Origin of the sequence: Streptomyces sp. NBC_00178 (assembly GCF_036206005.1) — a bacterium.
In the GTDB taxonomy this organism is placed as follows: Bacteria; Actinomycetota; Actinomycetes; order Streptomycetales; family Streptomycetaceae; genus Streptomyces.
This window is the reverse complement of sequence record NZ_CP108143.1, coordinates 519168-535612: the sequence shown is the minus strand read 5'-3', so window position 1 is coordinate 535612 and position 16445 is coordinate 519168. Positions and strand designations below refer to the sequence as shown.

Below are 16445 nucleotides of genomic sequence, written 5' to 3'. Positions count from 1 at the left end.
CCTCGACGTGCGACTCCGGGCCCGGCCGGGTGACATGCGTGGTGGCACCACGTGTTGCGGGGGTGACGGGGTGTCGGTTGCCTCGGAGGTGGAGCACAGCAGAGGTGCCGCGCACTCCGGCCGGACCCTGCTCCCGTTGGAGGATCCACATGCGCAACACACGCATCGGTGCGGGTATCTGTCTGGCCGTAGGTTCCCTTGCCTTCGCGGCCCCCGTGGCGGAGGCGGCCGACCCGGCCGGTGAACAGACCATCCGCATCAGCCCGGCGCACGCCTCGCCCGGCGCACAGGTCACTGTCAGCACCAGGGCCTGCGGCAAGGAGACCTACGGCAAGGGAACGTCGGAGGCGGGCGGCGCCTTCCACCTCTTCGAGGGCGACCGCAAGGGCGTGCTCGTCGGTGTGTTCGAGATCCCGAAGGACGCGGCGCCCGGTACGGACACCGTCACCGTGAAGTGTCCTCCCCGGATCAAGATGACGGACACCTACCGCATCACCGACCGTGCCCCGAGCGGCGGCGTGGACGCCGGCTTCGGTACCCCCACGGACACGAGCACCCAGCTCGCGCTGGGCAGCCTGCTGCTCGCCGGGGCGGCGGCCGGGGGAGTGGTCAGGATGCGCCGCCGCGCCGCCGCCGCACGCGGCTGAACCGCACGGCTCCCGTCCGCGGGCCCCGGACTTCTCGCTCCCGGGGCCCCGGACCCCCCCCACCGACCCCGTGAAGCAGAGGCACACGATGGAGACCGTGCCCACGAACAGCCCGACGTCCCAGACCTTCCCGGCCGTGAAGCACATCGTCTGGGCACTGGTGGCGGGGACCGTGCTCGTGATCACCGGGCTGCGCGACGACAGGCCGCCCCAGCCCCCGGCCGCCGCCGCGGCCCCCGCACCGCCCGCGGCCCCCGCACCGCCCGCGGCCCCCATGCCGAACCCGGCGGGCCGACCGGCCCGTTCGGTGCCGGTCTGGCCCGCGCCGCCGTACACCGCGCTGCCGTACGCGGCGGCGGAACACCCCGAGCCCCGCACCCCCGCCCTCGTCCGCCGGCCCACCGCGCCGCCGGCCCTCGTCCCCCGGCCCCCGGCCCGGCCGGCGCCACTGCTCCCGGCAGCGGGCTTCCTCCCACCGACCGGACCGGCGCCCGCACGCCCGGGTGAAGCCCCCACGGCCTCGCCGCGTCCCGCGCCCGGCCGGAGCACCCTCCCGGCGCGGCCCGCCGTCCGGCCGCTTCCGCCCGTGACGCCCACCCGCCTGCGCATTCCCAGCCTCAAGGTGGACGCGCCCCTGATGAAGCTGGGCCTGGACGCCGCGGGCGCCCTGAAGCCCCCGCCCGACAACAATCCGGTGCTCGCGGGGTGGTACGCCGGGGGCACGGTTCCGGGTGCCGTGGGTACCGCCGTCACCGCCGGACACGTGGACACCCGCCTCGGTCCCGGTGTCTTCCAGACCCTGGCGCTGATGCGCACAGGGGCGACCGTGGAGATCGTCCGGGAGGACCTGAGCACCGCGGTGTTCACCGTCTACGCCGTCGAGACCTACGGCAAGAAGAGCTTCCCCGACGCGAAGGTCTACGGGCCCTCGGCCCGCCCCGAGCTACGGGTGATCACCTGCGGGGGCGTCTACGACAAGAAGTCCGGCTACCGGGACAACGTCGTGGTCTTCGCCTCCCTGACCGCGTCCCGCTGACGGCGTCTTCTCCCGGAGCGTGGTCAGCCGACCGTTCCCCGCTCCCTGACCGCGTCCGGCTGACGGCGTCGGGCTCTCCGGCCGCGTCCCGCTGACGGCGTCCACCTCCCTGACAGCGTCCCCGACCTCCTCACGCCGACGCACGGTCGCCGGTCCTGCCCCCATGCCGTCACGTCGCGCCCCGCTCGGCGCATCGCGCCCCGGGGCGCACCGACGCGCCTCGTCAGCCGCCCTCCCGCAGATCGACGATGCGCCTGATCTTGCCCACGGACCGCTCGAGCGTCTCGGGGTCGACGATCTCGACCTCGACGCTCACGCCGACCCCGTCCTTCACGGCGGACGCGATCGACCGCGCGGCCGCCGCGCGGTCGCCCGCCGTGGCACTCGCCCGTGCCTCCGCCCGCACCGTCAGGGCGTCGAGACGTCCTTCGCGGGTCAGCCGCAACTGGAAGTGGGGCGCCACCCCAGGTGTCCGGAGCACGATCTCCTCGATCTGGGTCGGAAAGAGGTTCACCCCGCGCAGGATCACCATGTCGTCGCTGCGCCCGGTGACCTTCTCCATCCGCCGGAAGACGCGTGCGGTGCCCGGCAGCAGACGCGTGAGGTCGCGGGTCCGGTAGCGGATCACCGGCATGGCCTCCTTCGTCAGCGAGGTGAAGACCAGCTCGCCCTCCTCCCCGTCCGGCAGGACCTCCCCGGTGAACGGGTCGACGACCTCCGGATAGAAGTGGTCCTCCCAGATGTGCAGGCCGTCCTTGGTCTCGACACACTCCTGCGCCACACCCGGCCCCATCACCTCCGACAACCCGTATATGTCCACCGCGTCGATCGCGAACCGCTCCTCGATCTCCCGGCGCATCTGCTCGGTCCAGGGTTCGGCGCCGAAGATGCCGACCTTCAGGGACGTTGAGCGCGGGTCGACACCCTGGCGCTCGAACTCGTCCAGGAGGGTGAGCATGTACGACGGCGTGATCATGATGATCTCGGGCCGGAAGTCCTGGATGAGCTGCACCTGACGCGCGGTCATCCCACCGGACGCCGGAATGACCGTGCAACCGAGCCGCTCGGCGCCGTAGTGGGCACCGAGGCCGCCCGTGAACAGCCCGTAGCCGTACGCCACATGGGCCTTGTGCCCCGGGCGCCCGCCGGCCGCCCTGATCGAGCGGGCCACGACGTCCGCCCAGGTGTCCAGGTCTCGCGCGGTGTAGCCGACCACCGTGGGCCGGCCCGTCGTGCCGCTGGAGGCGTGGATCCGCCGCACCCGGTCCTCGGGGACGGCGAACATCCCGAAGGGGTAGTTGTCACGCAGGTCGGCCTTCACGGTGAACGGAAAGCGGGCGAGGTCCGCGAGGGTGCGGCAGTCCTCGGGCCGCAGTCCGGCCTTGTCGAACGCGGTCCGGTAGAAGCCGACGTTCTCGTACGCGTGCCGCAGCGTGGCCCGGAGGCGCTCCAGCTGCAGCGCTTCGAGCTCGTCGCGGCCGAGCCGCTCTCCGGCATCCAGCAGCGCCGTCATACGGATCATCCTCCCCGGCGACGGACGACCGACCATTCGGTCGTTCCCTGGGAGCAGTAATTCAGGATGCGGGGCCATCTGGCAAGGGCCGGGCCCAGCCTGTGGAAAACTCCCGGACCCCCCTGGCACCGCATCCCGTCAGCCGGTACGGCAGCCGCCCCCGCACGACCGCGCCCCGCCTCCTTCGAACCGGAGCTCGGAGGCGGCAGGGCGGGGGCCGGGCCCGCAGGCGAGGCAGCGGGCCGTTCGTACCGGGTCAGACGCGGTGCAGCAGCGTCGCCATCACCTCGTACAGCGTTCCCTCGGGGTCCGCCGCCGCGTCCTCGGACCGCCAGGCCACGAAACCGTCGGGGCGCACCAGCACGGCGCCCTCGGCGGAGGTGCCGTGGGAGACCGCCCAGTCGGCCCCCTCCTCCGACCGCAGGTCCGCATCGGGGCCGGAACCGATACCGAAGGCGTCCAGACGGACACCGAGGCGCTTCGCCACGGCTGCGGCGGCCGCACGCCAGTCCTGGTGCCGGGCGTCGCAGAGCAGGACGAACGCCTGCTCGTACAGGTCCAGGGTCGAGACACGCTCCCCGTCGCGGCCGAGCCACATGTGCGGGGCGCGGGACCCCGGTTCGCCCGTCAGACCCATGCCCTCGGGAACCACGGGGGTCGCGGGGTCGACGCCCAGGACCGCCCCCCGCGCGTACCGGTATCCGAGGGCGACCGCGAGCATGCCGCCGCCCTTGCGCCCGCCACCGCCACCGGGGCCGGGCGAACCCGCGTACCCCGGGTGGCTGTGCTCACTCGAACGGGCCGACGCCCGCGCACTCGTGGCCGCCGCCACGGGCAGCCGTTCCGCCTCGTACGTGTCGAGGAGCCCCGGCTCCGCCGCGCCCCCGATCACGGCGGCCAGCTTCCACGCCAGGTTGTGCGCGTCCTGGATCCCTGTGTTGGAGCCGAAGGCGCCGGTGGGGGACATCTCGTGGGCCGAGTCGCCTGCGAGGAAGACCCTGCCGGAGCTGTACCGCTCGGCCACCCGCTCCGCGGCGTGCCACGGTGCCTTGCCCGTGATCTCGACGTCCAGGTCCGGCGCTCCGACCGCGAGACGGATGTGCTCCGCGCACCGCTCGTCGGAGAAGTCCTCCAGTGTCTCGCCCCGGTCGGGCTGCCACGGCGCGTGGAAGACCCAGCGCTCCTCGTTGTCCACCGGCAGGAGCGCCCCGTCCGCCTTCGGGTTGGTCAGGTAGCAGACGATGAAGCGCCGGTCACCGACCACCGCGGCGAGCCCCCGGGAGCGGAAGGTGATGCTGACGTTGTGGAACAGGTCGCCGGGACCCGTCCGGCCGATGCCGAGCTGCTCACGGATCGGGCTGCGAGGCCCGTCGGCCGCGACGAGATAGTCGGCGCGCACCGTGCTGTGCACCCCGGTCTCCCGGTCCTTCACCACGGCGGTGACCCCGTCCGCGTCCTGCTCGAAGCTGATCAGCTCGGTCGAGAACCGCAGCTCGCTGCCCTGCGCCCTCGCGTGGTCGACCAGGACCGGTTCCAGGTCGTTCTGGCTGCACAGGCACCAGCCGCTGGGGCTGAACCTGGCGAGGCCGCCCCCCGGGTCGATCTCCTTGAACAGCCACTCCTGGTCGTCCCCGGTGAGCGAGCCCGCCTGCAGGATGCCGTGGTTGTCCGCCAGCACGGACGCGGCGTCCCGGATCAGCCGCTCCGCCCCCGCGGTGCGGAAGATCTCCATGGTGCGCACGTTGTTGCCGCGCCCGCGGGGGTGGGTCGAGGTGCTGCGGTGTTTCTCCACCAGCAGGTGGCGGATGCCGAGCCGGCTCAGGAAGAGGGACGTGGACAGGCCCACCAGGGAGCCACCCACGACTAGGACCGGTACGCGATGGTCGACGTTCTCGTTCATCTGTTGCTCCAGCTCGGACACAGGACGGATGCAGTGTCCATGCCCTCGCGGGAGTGGTTCGGCAGGGCTTGGGACGGCTCCTCACCTGAACGGTTCATAAATCTCGCGCCGCCCGTACCAGCGTTCCACGATCAGTCGCGGGAGCGCTGTCCGCGTTGCGGGGGCTTCGCCGCGCGTCAGCGGGCAGGGGCTCGTGCCGCTTCCACCGATACCGCCGGATGACGAGGGGTCACGTGCCGTGGCCGCCGTATCGTCTCGAAGGAGAACGAAAGATGACAGCCCTCTCGGAACGTATATCTCAGTCCGCCTTCGACGGTTCGAGGCTCCGGGTCATACTGCTGCTGGACCTGCACGACGGCGCCCAGAACCAGTTCCTCGAGGCGTACGAGCACATGCGCAACCAGGTGGCCTCGATCCCCGGCCACATCAGCGACCAGCTCTGCCAGTCCATCGAGAACCCCTCGCAGTGGCTCATCACCAGTGAGTGGGAGAGCGCGCCGCCGTTCCTGGCCTGGGTGAACAGCGAGGAGCACGTCGCGACGGTGCAGCCGCTGCACAGCTGCGTACGTGACACGCGGTCCCTCCGCTTCAGTGTCCTGCGGGAGACCGGCGCGGCGTTCGAGAGCGCCGCGCAGCCCGCCAAGAGCCGCCTGCAGTCGGCACCGCGCCTCGGCGACGGCGTCGTGCGCCACGCACTGACGTTCACGGTGAAGCCGGGTACCGAGGAGATGGTCGCGAAGATCCTCGCGGACTACGAGTCCCCGAAGGCACGCGTGGACGAGAACACCCGCCTGCGCCGCACCTCGCTCTTCATGCACGGCAACCGTGTCGTGCGGGCCGTCGAGGTCGAGGGCGACCTGATGGCGGCACTGCGCCACGTCTCACGGCAGCCCGAGGTCAGGGCCGTGGAAGAGGCCATCAACCCGTATCTGGAGCAGGACCGCGACCTGAGCGACCCCGACTCCGCCCGCATGTTCTTCACCCGTGCGGCCCTCCCGACCGTCCACCACGTGACGGCCGGCCGTCACTCCTCGGCCCAGGTCGAACGGCACGCGCTGTTCTACCAGGGCAAGGAGGGCTGCGGCATGGCTCTGGCCCGGCTGCTCGCCGGCCAGGACGAGGCGGCGGCGGACGACGTCACCAGCCCCATCGAGAGCAGCACCATCTTCCAGCGCGACGACATCGTGGTGCGGCTCCTCGAGGTGAGCGGCCCGCTCGACGCGCAGCCCACGCAGGCGCTCGGCATCGGCGGCCACCGCAAGGCGGCCATGCTCGGCCGGCTGCTGGACGGCGGTGCCAACGGCATGCCGACGACCGACCAGGAGGCCGCGCGCTTCCTCGCGCAGGCCGAGATGAACCTGATCACCGACCGTCGGGCCACCGAGTCCTGACGCGTCACCGGCGACCGGGCCCACCCCGCTCCGCCTACCCACCGCACAACGTGCCTGGAGGAGACCAGCCATGACCACCCACCGGCCTCGCATCGTGGACCTCAGCGAGACTCAGCCCAACCGCAGGCGCGGGGGCGACCTGCGCGCCCTGCTCACCCCCACGGCGGTGGGGGCCACCAGCGGATTCATGGGGCTGGCCCTCGTCGAGCCCGGCGACCGCATCGGCGAGCACTACCACCCGTACTCGGAGGAATTCGTGTACGTCGTGGCCGGGCTGCTCGAAGTCGACCTGGACGGGGAGACGTTCGCCATGCGGCCCGACCAGGGGCTGCTGATCCCGCCGCACGTCCGCCACCGCTTCCGCAACGTGGGGGACGTGGAGGCCCGCATGGTCTTCCACCTCGGCCCGCTCGCCCCGCGCCCGGAGCTCGGGCACGTGGACACCGAGGTCACGGAGACGGCCGAGCGCGGAGCCCCGCCGGAACGAACGGGGGCCGCCTCATGACACGGCGCGTCGCCGTCACCGGGGTCGGGGTCGTCGCACCCGGCGGCATCGGAGCCCCGGCGTTCTGGGACCTGCTCGCCAACGGCCGCACGGCCACACGCGGCATCACCCTGTTCGACCCGTCGCAGTTCCGCTCGCGCATCGCCGCCGAGTGCGACTTCGACCCCGTGGCCCACGGCCTGGACGAGCAGCTGATCGCCCGCTCGGACCGGTACATCCAGTTCGCCCTGGTCGCGGCCAGGGAAGCACTCGGAGACGCCGGACTCGACCTGGAGAGGGAGGACCCCTGGCGCATCGGGGTCTCCCTCGGGACCGCCGTCGGCGGCACCACCCGGCTCGAGCACGACTACGTCGCCGTCAGCGGGAGCGGCGCCCGCTGGGATGTCGACCACCGGCCCGCCGGCGCCCATCTCGAAAGGGCGTTCGCGCCGAGCACGCTCGCCTCCGCGGTCGCCGAGGAGGTGGGCGCCCACGGACCGGTGCAGACCGTCTCGACGGGCTGCACGTCCGGACTCGACGCGATCGGCTACGCCTTCCACTCCGTCGAGGAGGGCAGGGTCGACGTCTGCATCGCGGGGGCGTCCGACACGCCGATCACCCCCATCACGGTGGCCTGCTTCGACGCGATCAAGGCCACCTCGGCGAACAACGACGACCCGGAGCACGCCTCCAGGCCGTTCGACGCCCGCCGGGACGGGTTCGTGATGGGTGAGGGCGGAGCGGTCCTCGTGCTCGAGGAACTGGAGCACGCACGGGCCCGCGGCGCCACGATCTACTGCGAGATATCCGGCTACGCCACCTTCGGCAACGCCTACCACATGACCGGTCTGACCAGCGAAGGCCTGGAGATGGCCGAGGCCATCAACACCGCCCTCGCGCACGCCAGGCTGGACGGCTCGCAGGTCGACTACGTCAACGCGCACGGTTCGGGCACCAAGCAGAACGACCGGCACGAGACGGCCGCGGTGAAGCGCGCTCTGGGCAACCACGCCTACAAGGTGCCGATGAGTTCGATCAAGTCGATGGTCGGCCACTCCCTGGGCGCCATCGGAGCCATCGAGATCGCCGCGTGCGTACTGGCCCTCAAGCACCAGACGGTGCCGCCGACGGCCAACTACGAGACCGCGGATCCCGAGTGCGACCTCGACTACGTACCGCGCACCGCCCGGCCCCTCAAGCTGCGCAGTGTGCTCTCGGTCGGCAGCGGCTTCGGCGGATTCCAGTCCGCCGTCGCCATGACCCGATCAGGCGGGAGGAACCCATGAGTGCCCCGGCAACCCCGGCACGCCGCAGTTCCGTGATCACGGGTATCGGAGTCGTCGCCCCCAACGGGACGGGCGCCGGCGCCTTCTGGAAGCAGACCCAGGAGGGCGTCAGCGTCCTGGACACGGTCTCCCGCGAGGGCTGCGAGAACCTCCCGCTGCGCGTCGCGGGCGAGGTCCGGGACTTCGACCCCGTCGCGTTCATCGAGGAGCGCTTCCTCGTGCAGACGGACCGCTTCACGCACTACGCGATGGCGGCCGCCGATCTCGCACTCGACGACGCCCGGCTCGGCCGCGCCGACTACGAGGGCGCGCCCTTCAAGGTGGGAGTGGTGACCGCTGCCGGGTCCGGCGGCGGTGAGTTCGGCCAGCGCGAGCTGCAACGGCTGTGGGGGCAGGGGTCCCGCTTCGTCGGCCCCTACCAGTCCATCGCCTGGTTCTACGCGGCCAGCACCGGCCAGATCTCGATCCGTGGCGGCTTCAAGGGGCCGTGCGCCGTCGTGGCCAGCGACGAGGCCGGCGGCCTGGACGCGCTCATGCACGCGGCGCGCTCCATCCGCCGCGGCACGGACGCCGTTGTCGTCGGTGCGGCCGAGGCGCCGCTCGCACCGTACTCGGTCGTCTGCCAGCTCGGTTACGACGACCTCAGCCTGAGCGACGACCCCACCCGCGCCTACCGGCCGTTCACCAAGGACGCGTGCGGATTCGTCCCGGCCGAGGGCGGCGGCATGCTGGTGGTCGAGGAGGAGACGGCGGCCCTCGAACGCGGGGCCCGGGTCCGCGCCGAAGTGGCCGGACACGCCGCCACCTTCACGGGCGCCGCCCGGTGGGACGAGTCGCGTGCGGGGCTCGCCCACGCGATCGAGGGAGCACTGCGCGAGGCCGGCTGCGCGCCCGAGGAGATCGACGTGGTCTTCGCGGACGCGCTCGGTGTGCCGTCGGCGGACCGAGCCGAAGCGCTGGCCATCGCCGACGCCCTCGGCGCGCACGGACGCCGCGTACCCGTCACGGCGCCCAAGACCGGCATCGGCCGCGCCTACTGCGGTGCCCCCGTACTGGACACGGCGGCGGCCGTGCTCGCCATGGAGCACGGCCTGATCCCGCCCACGCCCAACGTCTTCGACGTGTGCCACGACCTCGACCTCGTGATGGGGCGCGCGCGCCCCGCCGAGATGAGGACGGCCCTCGTGCTGAGCCGAGGACTCATGGGATCGAACGCGGCCCTGGTGCTGCGACGCCCCACCGACACCCCCGTCTGAGAAGGAGCAGTACCGATGACCGCTCAACTGACGTACGAGGAACTGGCCGGACTCATGAAGAACGGTGCCGGCCTCACGGTCGACCCCACGGAGATGGCGAACCGCCCCGGTTCCGCCTTCGACGAGTACGGCCTCGACTCGCTCGGGCTGCTCGGCATCGTCGCCGCGCTCGAGAACCGGTACGGCCACCCCCTCCCGGTCGACGCCGACCGGTGCAAGACGCCCCGCGAGTTCCTCGACCTCGTGAACACCACCCTCGTGACAGGAGCCTGACGTGTCCGGACACACCGAGAACGAGATCACCATCGCCGCGCCCCTGGACCTCGTCTGGGACATGACGAACGATCTCGAGAACTGGCCGCAGCTGTTCAGCGAGTACGCGGCCGTCGAGGTGATGAAGCGTGAGGGGCAGAAGACGACCTTCCGCCTCACGATGCACCCCGACGACAACGGCAAGGTCTGGAGCTGGGTCTCGGAGCGCACCACGGACCGTCAGGGCCGCAACGTGCGCGCCCGGCGGGTCGAGCCCGGCCCGTTCCAGCACATGGACATCCGGTGGGAGTACTCGGAGGTCCCGGGCGGTACGCGCATGCACTGGCGGCAGGACTTCGCGATGCGCCCGGACGCGCCCGTCGACGACGCGTGGATGACCGAGAACATCAACCGCAACTCCCGCGTGCAGCTGGAGCTCATCCGGGACAAGATCGAGCAGCGCGACCGCGAGCGGCGCACCGCCTCGGTCCCCGCCAACTGAGCCCCCGGAAAGGCAGCCGGATGCACCACGCACTGATCGTCGCCCGGATGGCACCCGAGTCCGCACCGGACATCGCGAAGCTGTTCGCGGCCTCCGACAACACGGATCTGCCCCACCTCGTCGGCGTGAACAGGCGGAGTCTGTTCCAGTTCGGCGACGTCTACCTGCACCTGATCGAGTCCGAGCGCCCTCCGGGCCCGGAGATCGCCAAGGTGATGGACCACCCCGAGTTCAAGGCCATCAGCGACCGGCTGACCGCCTTCGTGAGCCCCTACGACCCGCAGACCTGGCGTGGTCCCAAGGACGCGATGGCGCAGCAGTTCTACACGTGGCAGCGGGACGGCTCGGCCTGACGCACGGACGATCGCCCCGGGTCCGGCACCTGAGTGCCGGACCCGGGGCGACTTCGTGCGCCGGGTTCCGGGTTACGGCACGATGCACTCGAAGGCGTGCAGGTACGCGTTGACCGGGTTGATCTCGCCCACCCGCAGGCCCGCGGCGGAGATCCGCGTGACCAGGCTCTCCCGGGTGTGCTTGGCACCACCGACGTTGAGCAGGAGCAGCAGGTCCATCGCCGTGGTGAACCGCATGGACGGGCTGTCGTCGACGAGGTTCTCGATGATCACCACGCGCGCGCCGGGACGAGCGGCGGCGACCACGTTGGCGAGCGTCCTGCGGGTGCTCTCGTCGTCCCATTCGAGGATGTTCTTGATGATGTAGAGATCCACCTCGAACGGGACGTCCTCGCGGCAGTCGCCGGGCACGATCCGGACGCGGTCCGCGAGCGGGCCCCCGTCCCGGAGCCTGGCGTCCGCGCGCGCCACGACACCCGGCAGGTCCATGAGCGTGCCGTGGACCGAGGGGTGCTTCTCCAGCAGACTCGCGAGCACGTGGCCCTGGCCGCCGCCGATGTCGGCCACCGAGGAGACCCCGGTGAGGTCGAGCAGGTCGGCGACGTCCCGCGCGGACTGCACGCTGGACGTGGTCATCGCCCGGTTGAAGACCTGCGCGGACTCGCCGGCGTCCTGGTGGAGGTAGTCGAAGAAGCCCTTGCCGAACGTCTCGGGGAAGACGCTCGTGCCGGTGCGCACGGCGTCCTCGAGCCGGGGCCAGACCTCCCAGGTCCACGGCTCCGTGCACCACAGCGAGATGTAGCGCAGGCTGTTGGGGTCGTCCTCCCGCAGCAGCCGGGACATCTCGGTGTGGACGAACTTCCCGTCCTCGGTCTCCGCGAAGATCCCGTAGCAGCACAGTGCACGCAACAGCCTCTGCAGCGGTACGGGTTCGGCGTCCACGACCAGCGCCAGCTCCGCGGCCGACGAGGGCGAATCGCCCAGGGCGTCGGCGATGCCCAGCCTCGCCGCCGCGCGTACGGCCGCGGCGCACGCCGCCCCGAACGCGAGCTCACGCAGACGCATGGACGGCGGTGGAGTCTGAGCGGCGGCGGACGCCGGGGGCGCGGTGACGGGGGTCTCGGGGGTGGGGCTCACGGTGGTCATACCGTCTCGTTCCTCCTTGAGCGGTGGTCGGCTGTCATTCGGCACACATCCCCGCCGGGACGGACGTCCCGCACGTGTTGCTGACGAAGGTGTTGCCCTTGCCCGCGGTGTCGCGGTTGGCGAGGTCGGCCGGCTTGTTGCCGCGTACGAGGTTGCGGCTGATCTCGTTGTCGGTGTTCAGCGCGCCGACGAAGCTCTTGAAGAGCAGGATGCCGCCGGAGAGGGGGGTCGAGCCGACGTTGTCCCGGATGACGTTGGAACGAACGATCGTGCGCTCACTTCCGGTGAGGACGATGCCCGAGCCCTGGATCGCCGACAGGCGCGGGGTCGCGGCGCAGAACTTGTTGTTCTTCAGGATCCGGTTGCCGCTGATCGTGATGGCGCCGGCGGCGGGCTTCGACTCGTCGCCGACGACGAACACCCCGCTGCAGTTGCCGGTCATCGTGTTGCCGTCGATCACCATGTTCCTGACCCGGCGGGCCGTGACACCGATGCGGTTCCCGGTCACGGAGTTGTCCACGACGAGCGTCCCGCCGGTGTCCGTGGCGCCGCCCTCCTCGGACACGGAGTTGGCGACGAAGATGCCCGCGTCGCCGTTGGCCGTGGCGGTGTTGCGGCGGAAGTCGCCGCGCGTCGAACGCTCCTGGGCGATGCCCCAGGTGCCGTTCTTCGATGCGGTCACCCTGCGGACGGAGAGCCCGTCGGTCCAGGACGCCCAGATGCCGCTCTTGCTGAATCCGGAGACGCTCAGCGCACGGATCCGGACGTCGTCGACCGTGTTGCTCTTGGTCCCGATGACGCAGATGCCGTTCCCGCCGGCCGCACACGCGTTGGCGGCCCGGGGCCCCTTCGCGGCCTCGGCGCCCTTGGTGGTCCTGGCGGGCTTCGTGGACTTCGCCGGCTTGGAGCTCTTCGCGGGTTTGGCGGCGGGAGGCCTGATCACCGTACGCTCACCGGCCCCGCGCAGGGTCAGTCCCGGCGTCTTGATCAGGACGCTCTCGCGGTAGGTGCCGGGGAGCAGGACGATCGTGTCGCCCGGCTCCGCCGCGTCGACCGCGCCCTGGATCGACTCGCCCGGGTGCACCACGTGATCCCGGTGGCCGGACGCCGCGGTGGGGACGGCCGCGAGACCGAGGGCGGAGGCCGTGACGACGGTGACGGCGGCCAGGCTGTTCAGGTGTCTTGTTCTCATGAGCCGAAGCTATGGGCGATCAACCGACGTTGCCACGCAAGGTGACCGTATGGATACAAGGCGTGCCTGAATGGCTTACTCGGCCCGCGCGACCCGTCACGCACCGCGTTCGGCGCCGTTGCGGGTGCCCTCGCGGACACGTCCGGGCCGAGCGCGGGACGCGGTGATGGGGCCCCGCGGACGAACCGACCCACCCCGAACGGGCCAGGGCGGCCGGATCGCGGGCCCGGAGTGCCCGCGCCGGACGGGACGTGCGGGCCGGCCCGGGCGCGTAGCGTGGCCCCATGACAGGTGAGCGGGATCTTCGAACACTTCTGCGGAGCATGCGGCCGGAGCTGCAGAGTGGCCGCTACGTCTTCACCAGCGTCGCCGGTGGCGAGGTCCCCGCCGGTGTCACCCCCGTCGCCACCGTCTCCGAGCAGGAGGGGCTGACGCTGGTCGTCCCCGAGGCGCAGGCCGACGCTGCGGGTCTCGAACACCACTTCACCGCCGGCCGTATCACCCTGCGTGTGCACTCCGCACTGGACGCCGTCGGGCTCACCGCCGCGGTGTCGCTGGCACTCACCGACGCGGGCATCAGCTGCAACGTGGTCGCCGGATACCACCACGACCACCTCTTCGTCCCGTACGAGCGGGCGGCCGAGGCGGTCCGGGTGCTGGAGGCCCTGGCGGCGGAGTCCCGGTAGCAGTGCCCGGCTCCGCGACGTGAGCCGGGACACGTAACATGGCCCCATGTCCTTCCTCCGCCGCCGCAGCGCCGCCACTCCCGCGGGCCCGGACTTCGATGTCCTGGCCATGGACCCGGGCGACTGGCCCGGCAACCTCGGCGCCGGTCTCCTGCCCGCCCCCGACGGGAGCTGCCAGGGCGTGTTCCTGCGCTACGACCTGTTCGGCGGTCGCGGGCCCGCGATGATCATCGGCAACCTGCCGGAAGGGTCACCGGCCCGGGAGACCGAGGAGGGCCAGGTTCCCTTCGAGGTCGCGCAGCTCCTCCTCGCGCTCGAGAACGACGAGCCGGTCGAGGTGACCGGCACCGAGGACGTACCCGTGATGCAGGGCGACAGCCTGCTGATCGTGCGCCGGGTCAAACTCTCCGAGAGCCGGATCTCCTGCGTCCAGTTCGACCGGAGCGACGGCGTGCTCGTCACCATCGCCAGCTGGGACCGTCCGATCACGGACGACCTGTACGCCCTGCTGAAGCCACTTCCGGCAGAGCTGTTCCAGCAGGGCTGAAACGTCCCTGCGCCACGAGCAGCCGGGTGACCCGCGCCGCCGACGTACCGAACCCCGTGGGGCCGCCGACGTGCCACGGGGTGCCGGTGCCCCGCCGCAGGTCCTCCTCGCGGTAGCGCCGGCAGTCGCGGTGCCAGACGAGGATGCCCGCCATCCAGTGCTGGAGCTCCACGACGTAACCGGCGAGGACCTCCCTGGCCTCGGCGTCCAGGCCGAAATCGTCGTACAGCACCGGGAGTTCCCGCTCGGCGACGTGCTGGAACTGGCGCATCCGCGACTTCATCAGGTCGTCCACGATCGCGACGCCGGTCCGGTAGTCCACTCCGAAGAAGTTCTGCACGACCAGGACGCCGTTGTGCACCTCGCCCTCGTACTCGATCTCCTTCTGGTACGAGAAGACGTCGTTCATCAGGCACGCGTAGTCGGCGGCCGCGTTCTCCAGGGAACGCATCGGGCCGCTGCGGTAGACGGCGTCCGGCACCTTCCTGCCGTGACCGAGCCGGCACAGGCTCATCGTGAGGTCCGAACCGAACGTCGCCCGGCGCATCTCCATGTAGTCCACCGGGTCGGGAATCCGGTTCTGGGCCTGGTTCGCCAGCTCCCAGAGCCAGCTCGCCGTCATCTTCTCGACGGCCTCGCGGAAGGTGCGGCGACCGCTCTCGTCCATCGGCCCGGCCGTCCTGCGCCAGAGGTCGGCGAGCCCCCGCTCCAGCGCGTTGACCGGCTCGGGCAGGGGTACACCGTCCAGTGGCATGAACAGCGACAGCCGTTCGTTCGCGAGCTTCGCCCCCGCCAGATCACGCGTCCGCCCGTGCACCACCGGGAACCAGTCGTCCCCGTACGTCCCCCAGGTCAGCCATCCCGACGACAGGTCCAGCTCGTCGGGGGTGGCATCGGGGTGCAACCCCGCGGCGCACAGCGGCAGATCGGTCGCGACGAGCCGGTCCTCGTCCCAGATGTGCGAACCCGGCACGCCCGGCTGCGCCTCCAGCAGGCCCATGCGGTGCGACCACTCCACGATCCTGACGCGCGCGCCGTCCAGGTGCGGGCTGAGGGTCGTGCTGAACGGCATGTCGAAGTCCGGCAGCACGGAGGGGCCCACGTGCTGGTAGGGCACGTGCGTGTGGCTGCGCAGGCGCAGCGACTCGGCGCGGGGGGTGAGCCGGATCGAGGCCGCGGCCATGCCGAAGCCGGGCACGCTCCGCGCGGCACCGCCGTTCATGTAGCGGCTGGAGCGCATGTGCCATTCGTGGCCGCCGGACTGCCAGTCCTGGAGGCCCTTGACGTAGGCCAGGACCGCCACCGTCTCGTCCGCGGTCAGACCCTTCTCCGCGCACAACGGCCCGAGTTCGGTCAGGGCGGTGTTCTCGAACTGCTGGAGGCGTGACGTCAGCAGGTCGTTGACCGCCTCGGCCGCCTGCTGTGTCGAGCAGGCCAGGAACCGCTCCAGGACCAGGACTCCGTTGCTGTTCTCGCCCTCGTCCTCGACCTCGCGCTGGTACGAGAAGAGGTCGTTGCGCAGATGCACCGCGTCGGAGAACGCGTCGCTCAGCACCCGCAACGCGCGAGCGCCGGCGACCGACGCGGGGACCTCGGCGTTCGCGGCGTATTCCACGAGCCCCGCGGACCACGGAGCCCCGCCCACCTTGCGGCGCATCTCGATGTACTCGACGGGGTTGGCGATACGGCCCTCGTTGATGTTCGCGAGCTCCCAGAGGGACTCGTTCAGGAGGTTCTCCGTCGCCTCGGCGAACCGGGCCCGCCACGCGTCGGACATGCTCGGCACCGTCCGCGCCCACAGATCCGCGAGACCCGCCTCGACGGGATTCTCCGGCTCGGGCGTCGCGACGCCGCGACCCATCGGCATGAAGTCGGGCAGCCGGTCCAGATACCGCTTGCCGCCCTCCCGGTCCGGCGTGCGCTTGAACAGCTCCAGGAAGTGGTCGTCGAAGAAGAAGACCCACACGTACCAGTCGGTGACGAGGGACAGCGCCTCGGCCGAGCAGTCGGGGTGGGTGTACGCGCAGAGCAGCGCGTAGTCGTGGGACTCGAGGTCCTCCTCCTCCCAGATGCCCGAGCCCTCCAGCATCCCCATCCCGCGTGCCCACTCCCGGGTGTGGCTCCGGGCCGCCTCCAGATGCGGATTGAGACGCGCCGGATACGGCACGTAGAAGTCCGGCAGGGTGAAGGGCTGTGCCATGTGTACGTCCGGCCTCTCAGAGAAACTCCGCGTGACCCCGCGGATCCGTCCTGT

16 protein-coding genes are annotated in these 16445 nt (G+C 71.3%); 11 read left to right on the top strand and 5 right to left on the bottom strand.

Annotated features, from left to right (window positions below; genetic code table 11):
• The first annotated feature begins 149 nt into the window (after positions 1–149).
• Together OHT61_RS02210 and OHT61_RS02205 are read left to right on the top strand one after the other, a co-directional pair.
• Positions 150–647, top strand: coding sequence for a sortase (locus tag OHT61_RS02210; RefSeq protein WP_329034538.1), 498 nt, complete (start codon positions 150–152; stop codon positions 645–647).
• Positions 648–735: 88 nt separating this feature from the next.
• Positions 736–1683, top strand: coding sequence for a class F sortase (locus OHT61_RS02205; RefSeq protein ID WP_329043059.1), 948 nt, complete (start codon positions 736–738; stop codon positions 1681–1683).
• A 223-nt stretch (positions 1684–1906) separates the two neighbouring features.
• Here OHT61_RS02205 and paaK read toward each other — a convergent pair whose 3' ends face one another.
• Entirely contained in the window at positions 1907–3196 is a 1290-nt protein-coding gene (gene paaK, locus OHT61_RS02200; RefSeq protein WP_329034537.1) for a phenylacetate--CoA ligase PaaK, read from the bottom strand.
• A gap of 256 nt (positions 3197–3452) precedes the next feature.
• The gene (locus tag OHT61_RS02195; RefSeq protein WP_329034535.1) at positions 3453–5096 is read right to left on the bottom strand and encodes an FAD-dependent oxidoreductase; all 1644 of its coding nucleotides are present in this window, start codon (positions 5094–5096) and stop codon (positions 3453–3455) included.
• Between the two features lie 272 nt (positions 5097–5368).
• On the opposite strand from OHT61_RS02195, the gene OHT61_RS02190 reads away from it, so the two are divergent.
• From OHT61_RS02190 to OHT61_RS02160, 7 genes are all read left to right on the top strand, one after another.
• Complete coding sequence (locus OHT61_RS02190; protein ID WP_329034533.1) at positions 5369–6487, top strand: SchA/CurD-like domain-containing protein; 1119 nt, start codon at positions 5369–5371, stop codon at positions 6485–6487.
• Between the two features lie 70 nt (positions 6488–6557).
• Positions 6558–6992, top strand: a complete 435-nt coding sequence (locus OHT61_RS02185; RefSeq protein ID WP_329034532.1) for a cupin domain-containing protein — start codon at positions 6558–6560, stop codon at positions 6990–6992.
• A complete protein-coding gene (locus OHT61_RS02180) occupies positions 6989–8257 on the top strand; it encodes a beta-ketoacyl-[acyl-carrier-protein] synthase family protein (protein WP_329034530.1) in 1269 nt (422 codons plus the stop codon). Before OHT61_RS02185 ends, OHT61_RS02180 begins: the two co-directional genes overlap by 4 nt.
• Entirely contained in the window at positions 8254–9513 is a 1260-nt protein-coding gene (locus OHT61_RS02175; protein WP_329034528.1) for a ketosynthase chain-length factor, read from the top strand. The genes OHT61_RS02180 and OHT61_RS02175 overlap by 4 nt, the downstream gene beginning before the upstream one ends.
• A gap of 15 nt (positions 9514–9528) precedes the next feature.
• Complete coding sequence (locus OHT61_RS02170; protein ID WP_327121664.1) at positions 9529–9786, top strand: acyl carrier protein; 258 nt, start codon at positions 9529–9531, stop codon at positions 9784–9786.
• A 1-nt stretch (position 9787) separates the two neighbouring features.
• Complete coding sequence (locus tag OHT61_RS02165) at positions 9788–10267, top strand: SRPBCC family protein (RefSeq protein WP_329034526.1); 480 nt, start codon at positions 9788–9790, stop codon at positions 10265–10267.
• Between the two features lie 20 nt (positions 10268–10287).
• Positions 10288–10620: a TcmI family type II polyketide cyclase gene (locus tag OHT61_RS02160; RefSeq protein WP_329034524.1), complete on the top strand. Its 333-nt coding sequence runs from the start codon at positions 10288–10290 to the stop codon at positions 10618–10620.
• Positions 10621–10692: 72 nt separating this feature from the next.
• Here OHT61_RS02160 and OHT61_RS02155 read toward each other — a convergent pair whose 3' ends face one another.
• Together OHT61_RS02155 and OHT61_RS02150 are read right to left on the bottom strand one after the other, a co-directional pair.
• Positions 10693–11766 carry a methyltransferase gene (locus tag OHT61_RS02155; protein WP_329034522.1) on the bottom strand — a complete coding sequence of 358 codons (1074 nt, stop codon included), beginning with the start codon at positions 11764–11766 and terminating at the stop codon, positions 10693–10695.
• Between the two features lie 34 nt (positions 11767–11800).
• A complete protein-coding gene (locus OHT61_RS02150; protein WP_329034520.1) occupies positions 11801–12958 on the bottom strand; it encodes a right-handed parallel beta-helix repeat-containing protein in 1158 nt (385 codons plus the stop codon).
• 284 nt (positions 12959–13242) lie between these two features.
• Between OHT61_RS02150 and OHT61_RS02145 the strand changes: the two genes are divergently transcribed.
• Positions 13243–13644 (top strand): ACT domain-containing protein, encoded by a 402-nt coding sequence (locus tag OHT61_RS02145; RefSeq protein WP_329034518.1) that lies wholly within the window; start codon positions 13243–13245, stop codon positions 13642–13644.
• Between the two features lie 46 nt (positions 13645–13690).
• The gene (locus OHT61_RS02140; protein ID WP_325748050.1) at positions 13691–14191 is read left to right on the top strand and encodes a hypothetical protein; all 501 of its coding nucleotides are present in this window, start codon (positions 13691–13693) and stop codon (positions 14189–14191) included.
• On the opposite strand, the gene OHT61_RS02135 is transcribed toward OHT61_RS02140, so the two are convergent.
• Complete coding sequence (locus OHT61_RS02135) at positions 14130–16391, bottom strand: terpene synthase family protein (protein WP_329034517.1); 2262 nt, start codon at positions 16389–16391, stop codon at positions 14130–14132. The genes OHT61_RS02140 and OHT61_RS02135 overlap by 62 nt on opposite strands.
• Positions 16392–16445 lie beyond the last annotated feature (54 nt).

What these genes read in the sequence shown, in the direction of transcription:
- OHT61_RS02135 (WP_329034517.1), bottom strand. Translation starts at nt 16,391, where the DNA reads ATGGCACAGCCCTTCACCCTGCCGGACTTCTACGTGCCGTATCCGGCG.
- OHT61_RS02185 (WP_329034532.1), top strand. Translation starts at nt 6,558, where the DNA reads ATGACCACCCACCGGCCTCGCATCGTGGACCTCAGCGAGACTCAGCCC.
- OHT61_RS02195 (WP_329034535.1), bottom strand. Translation starts at nt 5,096, where the DNA reads ATGAACGAGAACGTCGACCATCGCGTACCGGTCCTAGTCGTGGGTGGC.
- OHT61_RS02210 (WP_329034538.1), top strand. Translation starts at nt 150, where the DNA reads ATGCGCAACACACGCATCGGTGCGGGTATCTGTCTGGCCGTAGGTTCC.
- OHT61_RS02180 (WP_329034530.1), top strand. Translation starts at nt 6,989, where the DNA reads ATGACACGGCGCGTCGCCGTCACCGGGGTCGGGGTCGTCGCACCCGGC.
- OHT61_RS02150 (WP_329034520.1), bottom strand. Translation starts at nt 12,958, where the DNA reads ATGAGAACAAGACACCTGAACAGCCTGGCCGCCGTCACCGTCGTCACG.
- paaK (WP_329034537.1), bottom strand. Translation starts at nt 3,196, where the DNA reads ATGACGGCGCTGCTGGATGCCGGAGAGCGGCTCGGCCGCGACGAGCTC.
- OHT61_RS02140 (WP_325748050.1), top strand. Translation starts at nt 13,691, where the DNA reads ATGTCCTTCCTCCGCCGCCGCAGCGCCGCCACTCCCGCGGGCCCGGAC.
- OHT61_RS02155 (WP_329034522.1), bottom strand. Translation starts at nt 11,766, where the DNA reads ATGACCACCGTGAGCCCCACCCCCGAGACCCCCGTCACCGCGCCCCCG.
- OHT61_RS02145 (WP_329034518.1), top strand. Translation starts at nt 13,243, where the DNA reads ATGACAGGTGAGCGGGATCTTCGAACACTTCTGCGGAGCATGCGGCCG.
- OHT61_RS02160 (WP_329034524.1), top strand. Translation starts at nt 10,288, where the DNA reads ATGCACCACGCACTGATCGTCGCCCGGATGGCACCCGAGTCCGCACCG.
- OHT61_RS02170 (WP_327121664.1), top strand. Translation starts at nt 9,529, where the DNA reads ATGACCGCTCAACTGACGTACGAGGAACTGGCCGGACTCATGAAGAAC.
- OHT61_RS02190 (WP_329034533.1), top strand. Translation starts at nt 5,369, where the DNA reads ATGACAGCCCTCTCGGAACGTATATCTCAGTCCGCCTTCGACGGTTCG.
- OHT61_RS02175 (WP_329034528.1), top strand. Translation starts at nt 8,254, where the DNA reads ATGAGTGCCCCGGCAACCCCGGCACGCCGCAGTTCCGTGATCACGGGT.
- OHT61_RS02205 (WP_329043059.1), top strand. Translation starts at nt 736, where the DNA reads ATGGAGACCGTGCCCACGAACAGCCCGACGTCCCAGACCTTCCCGGCC.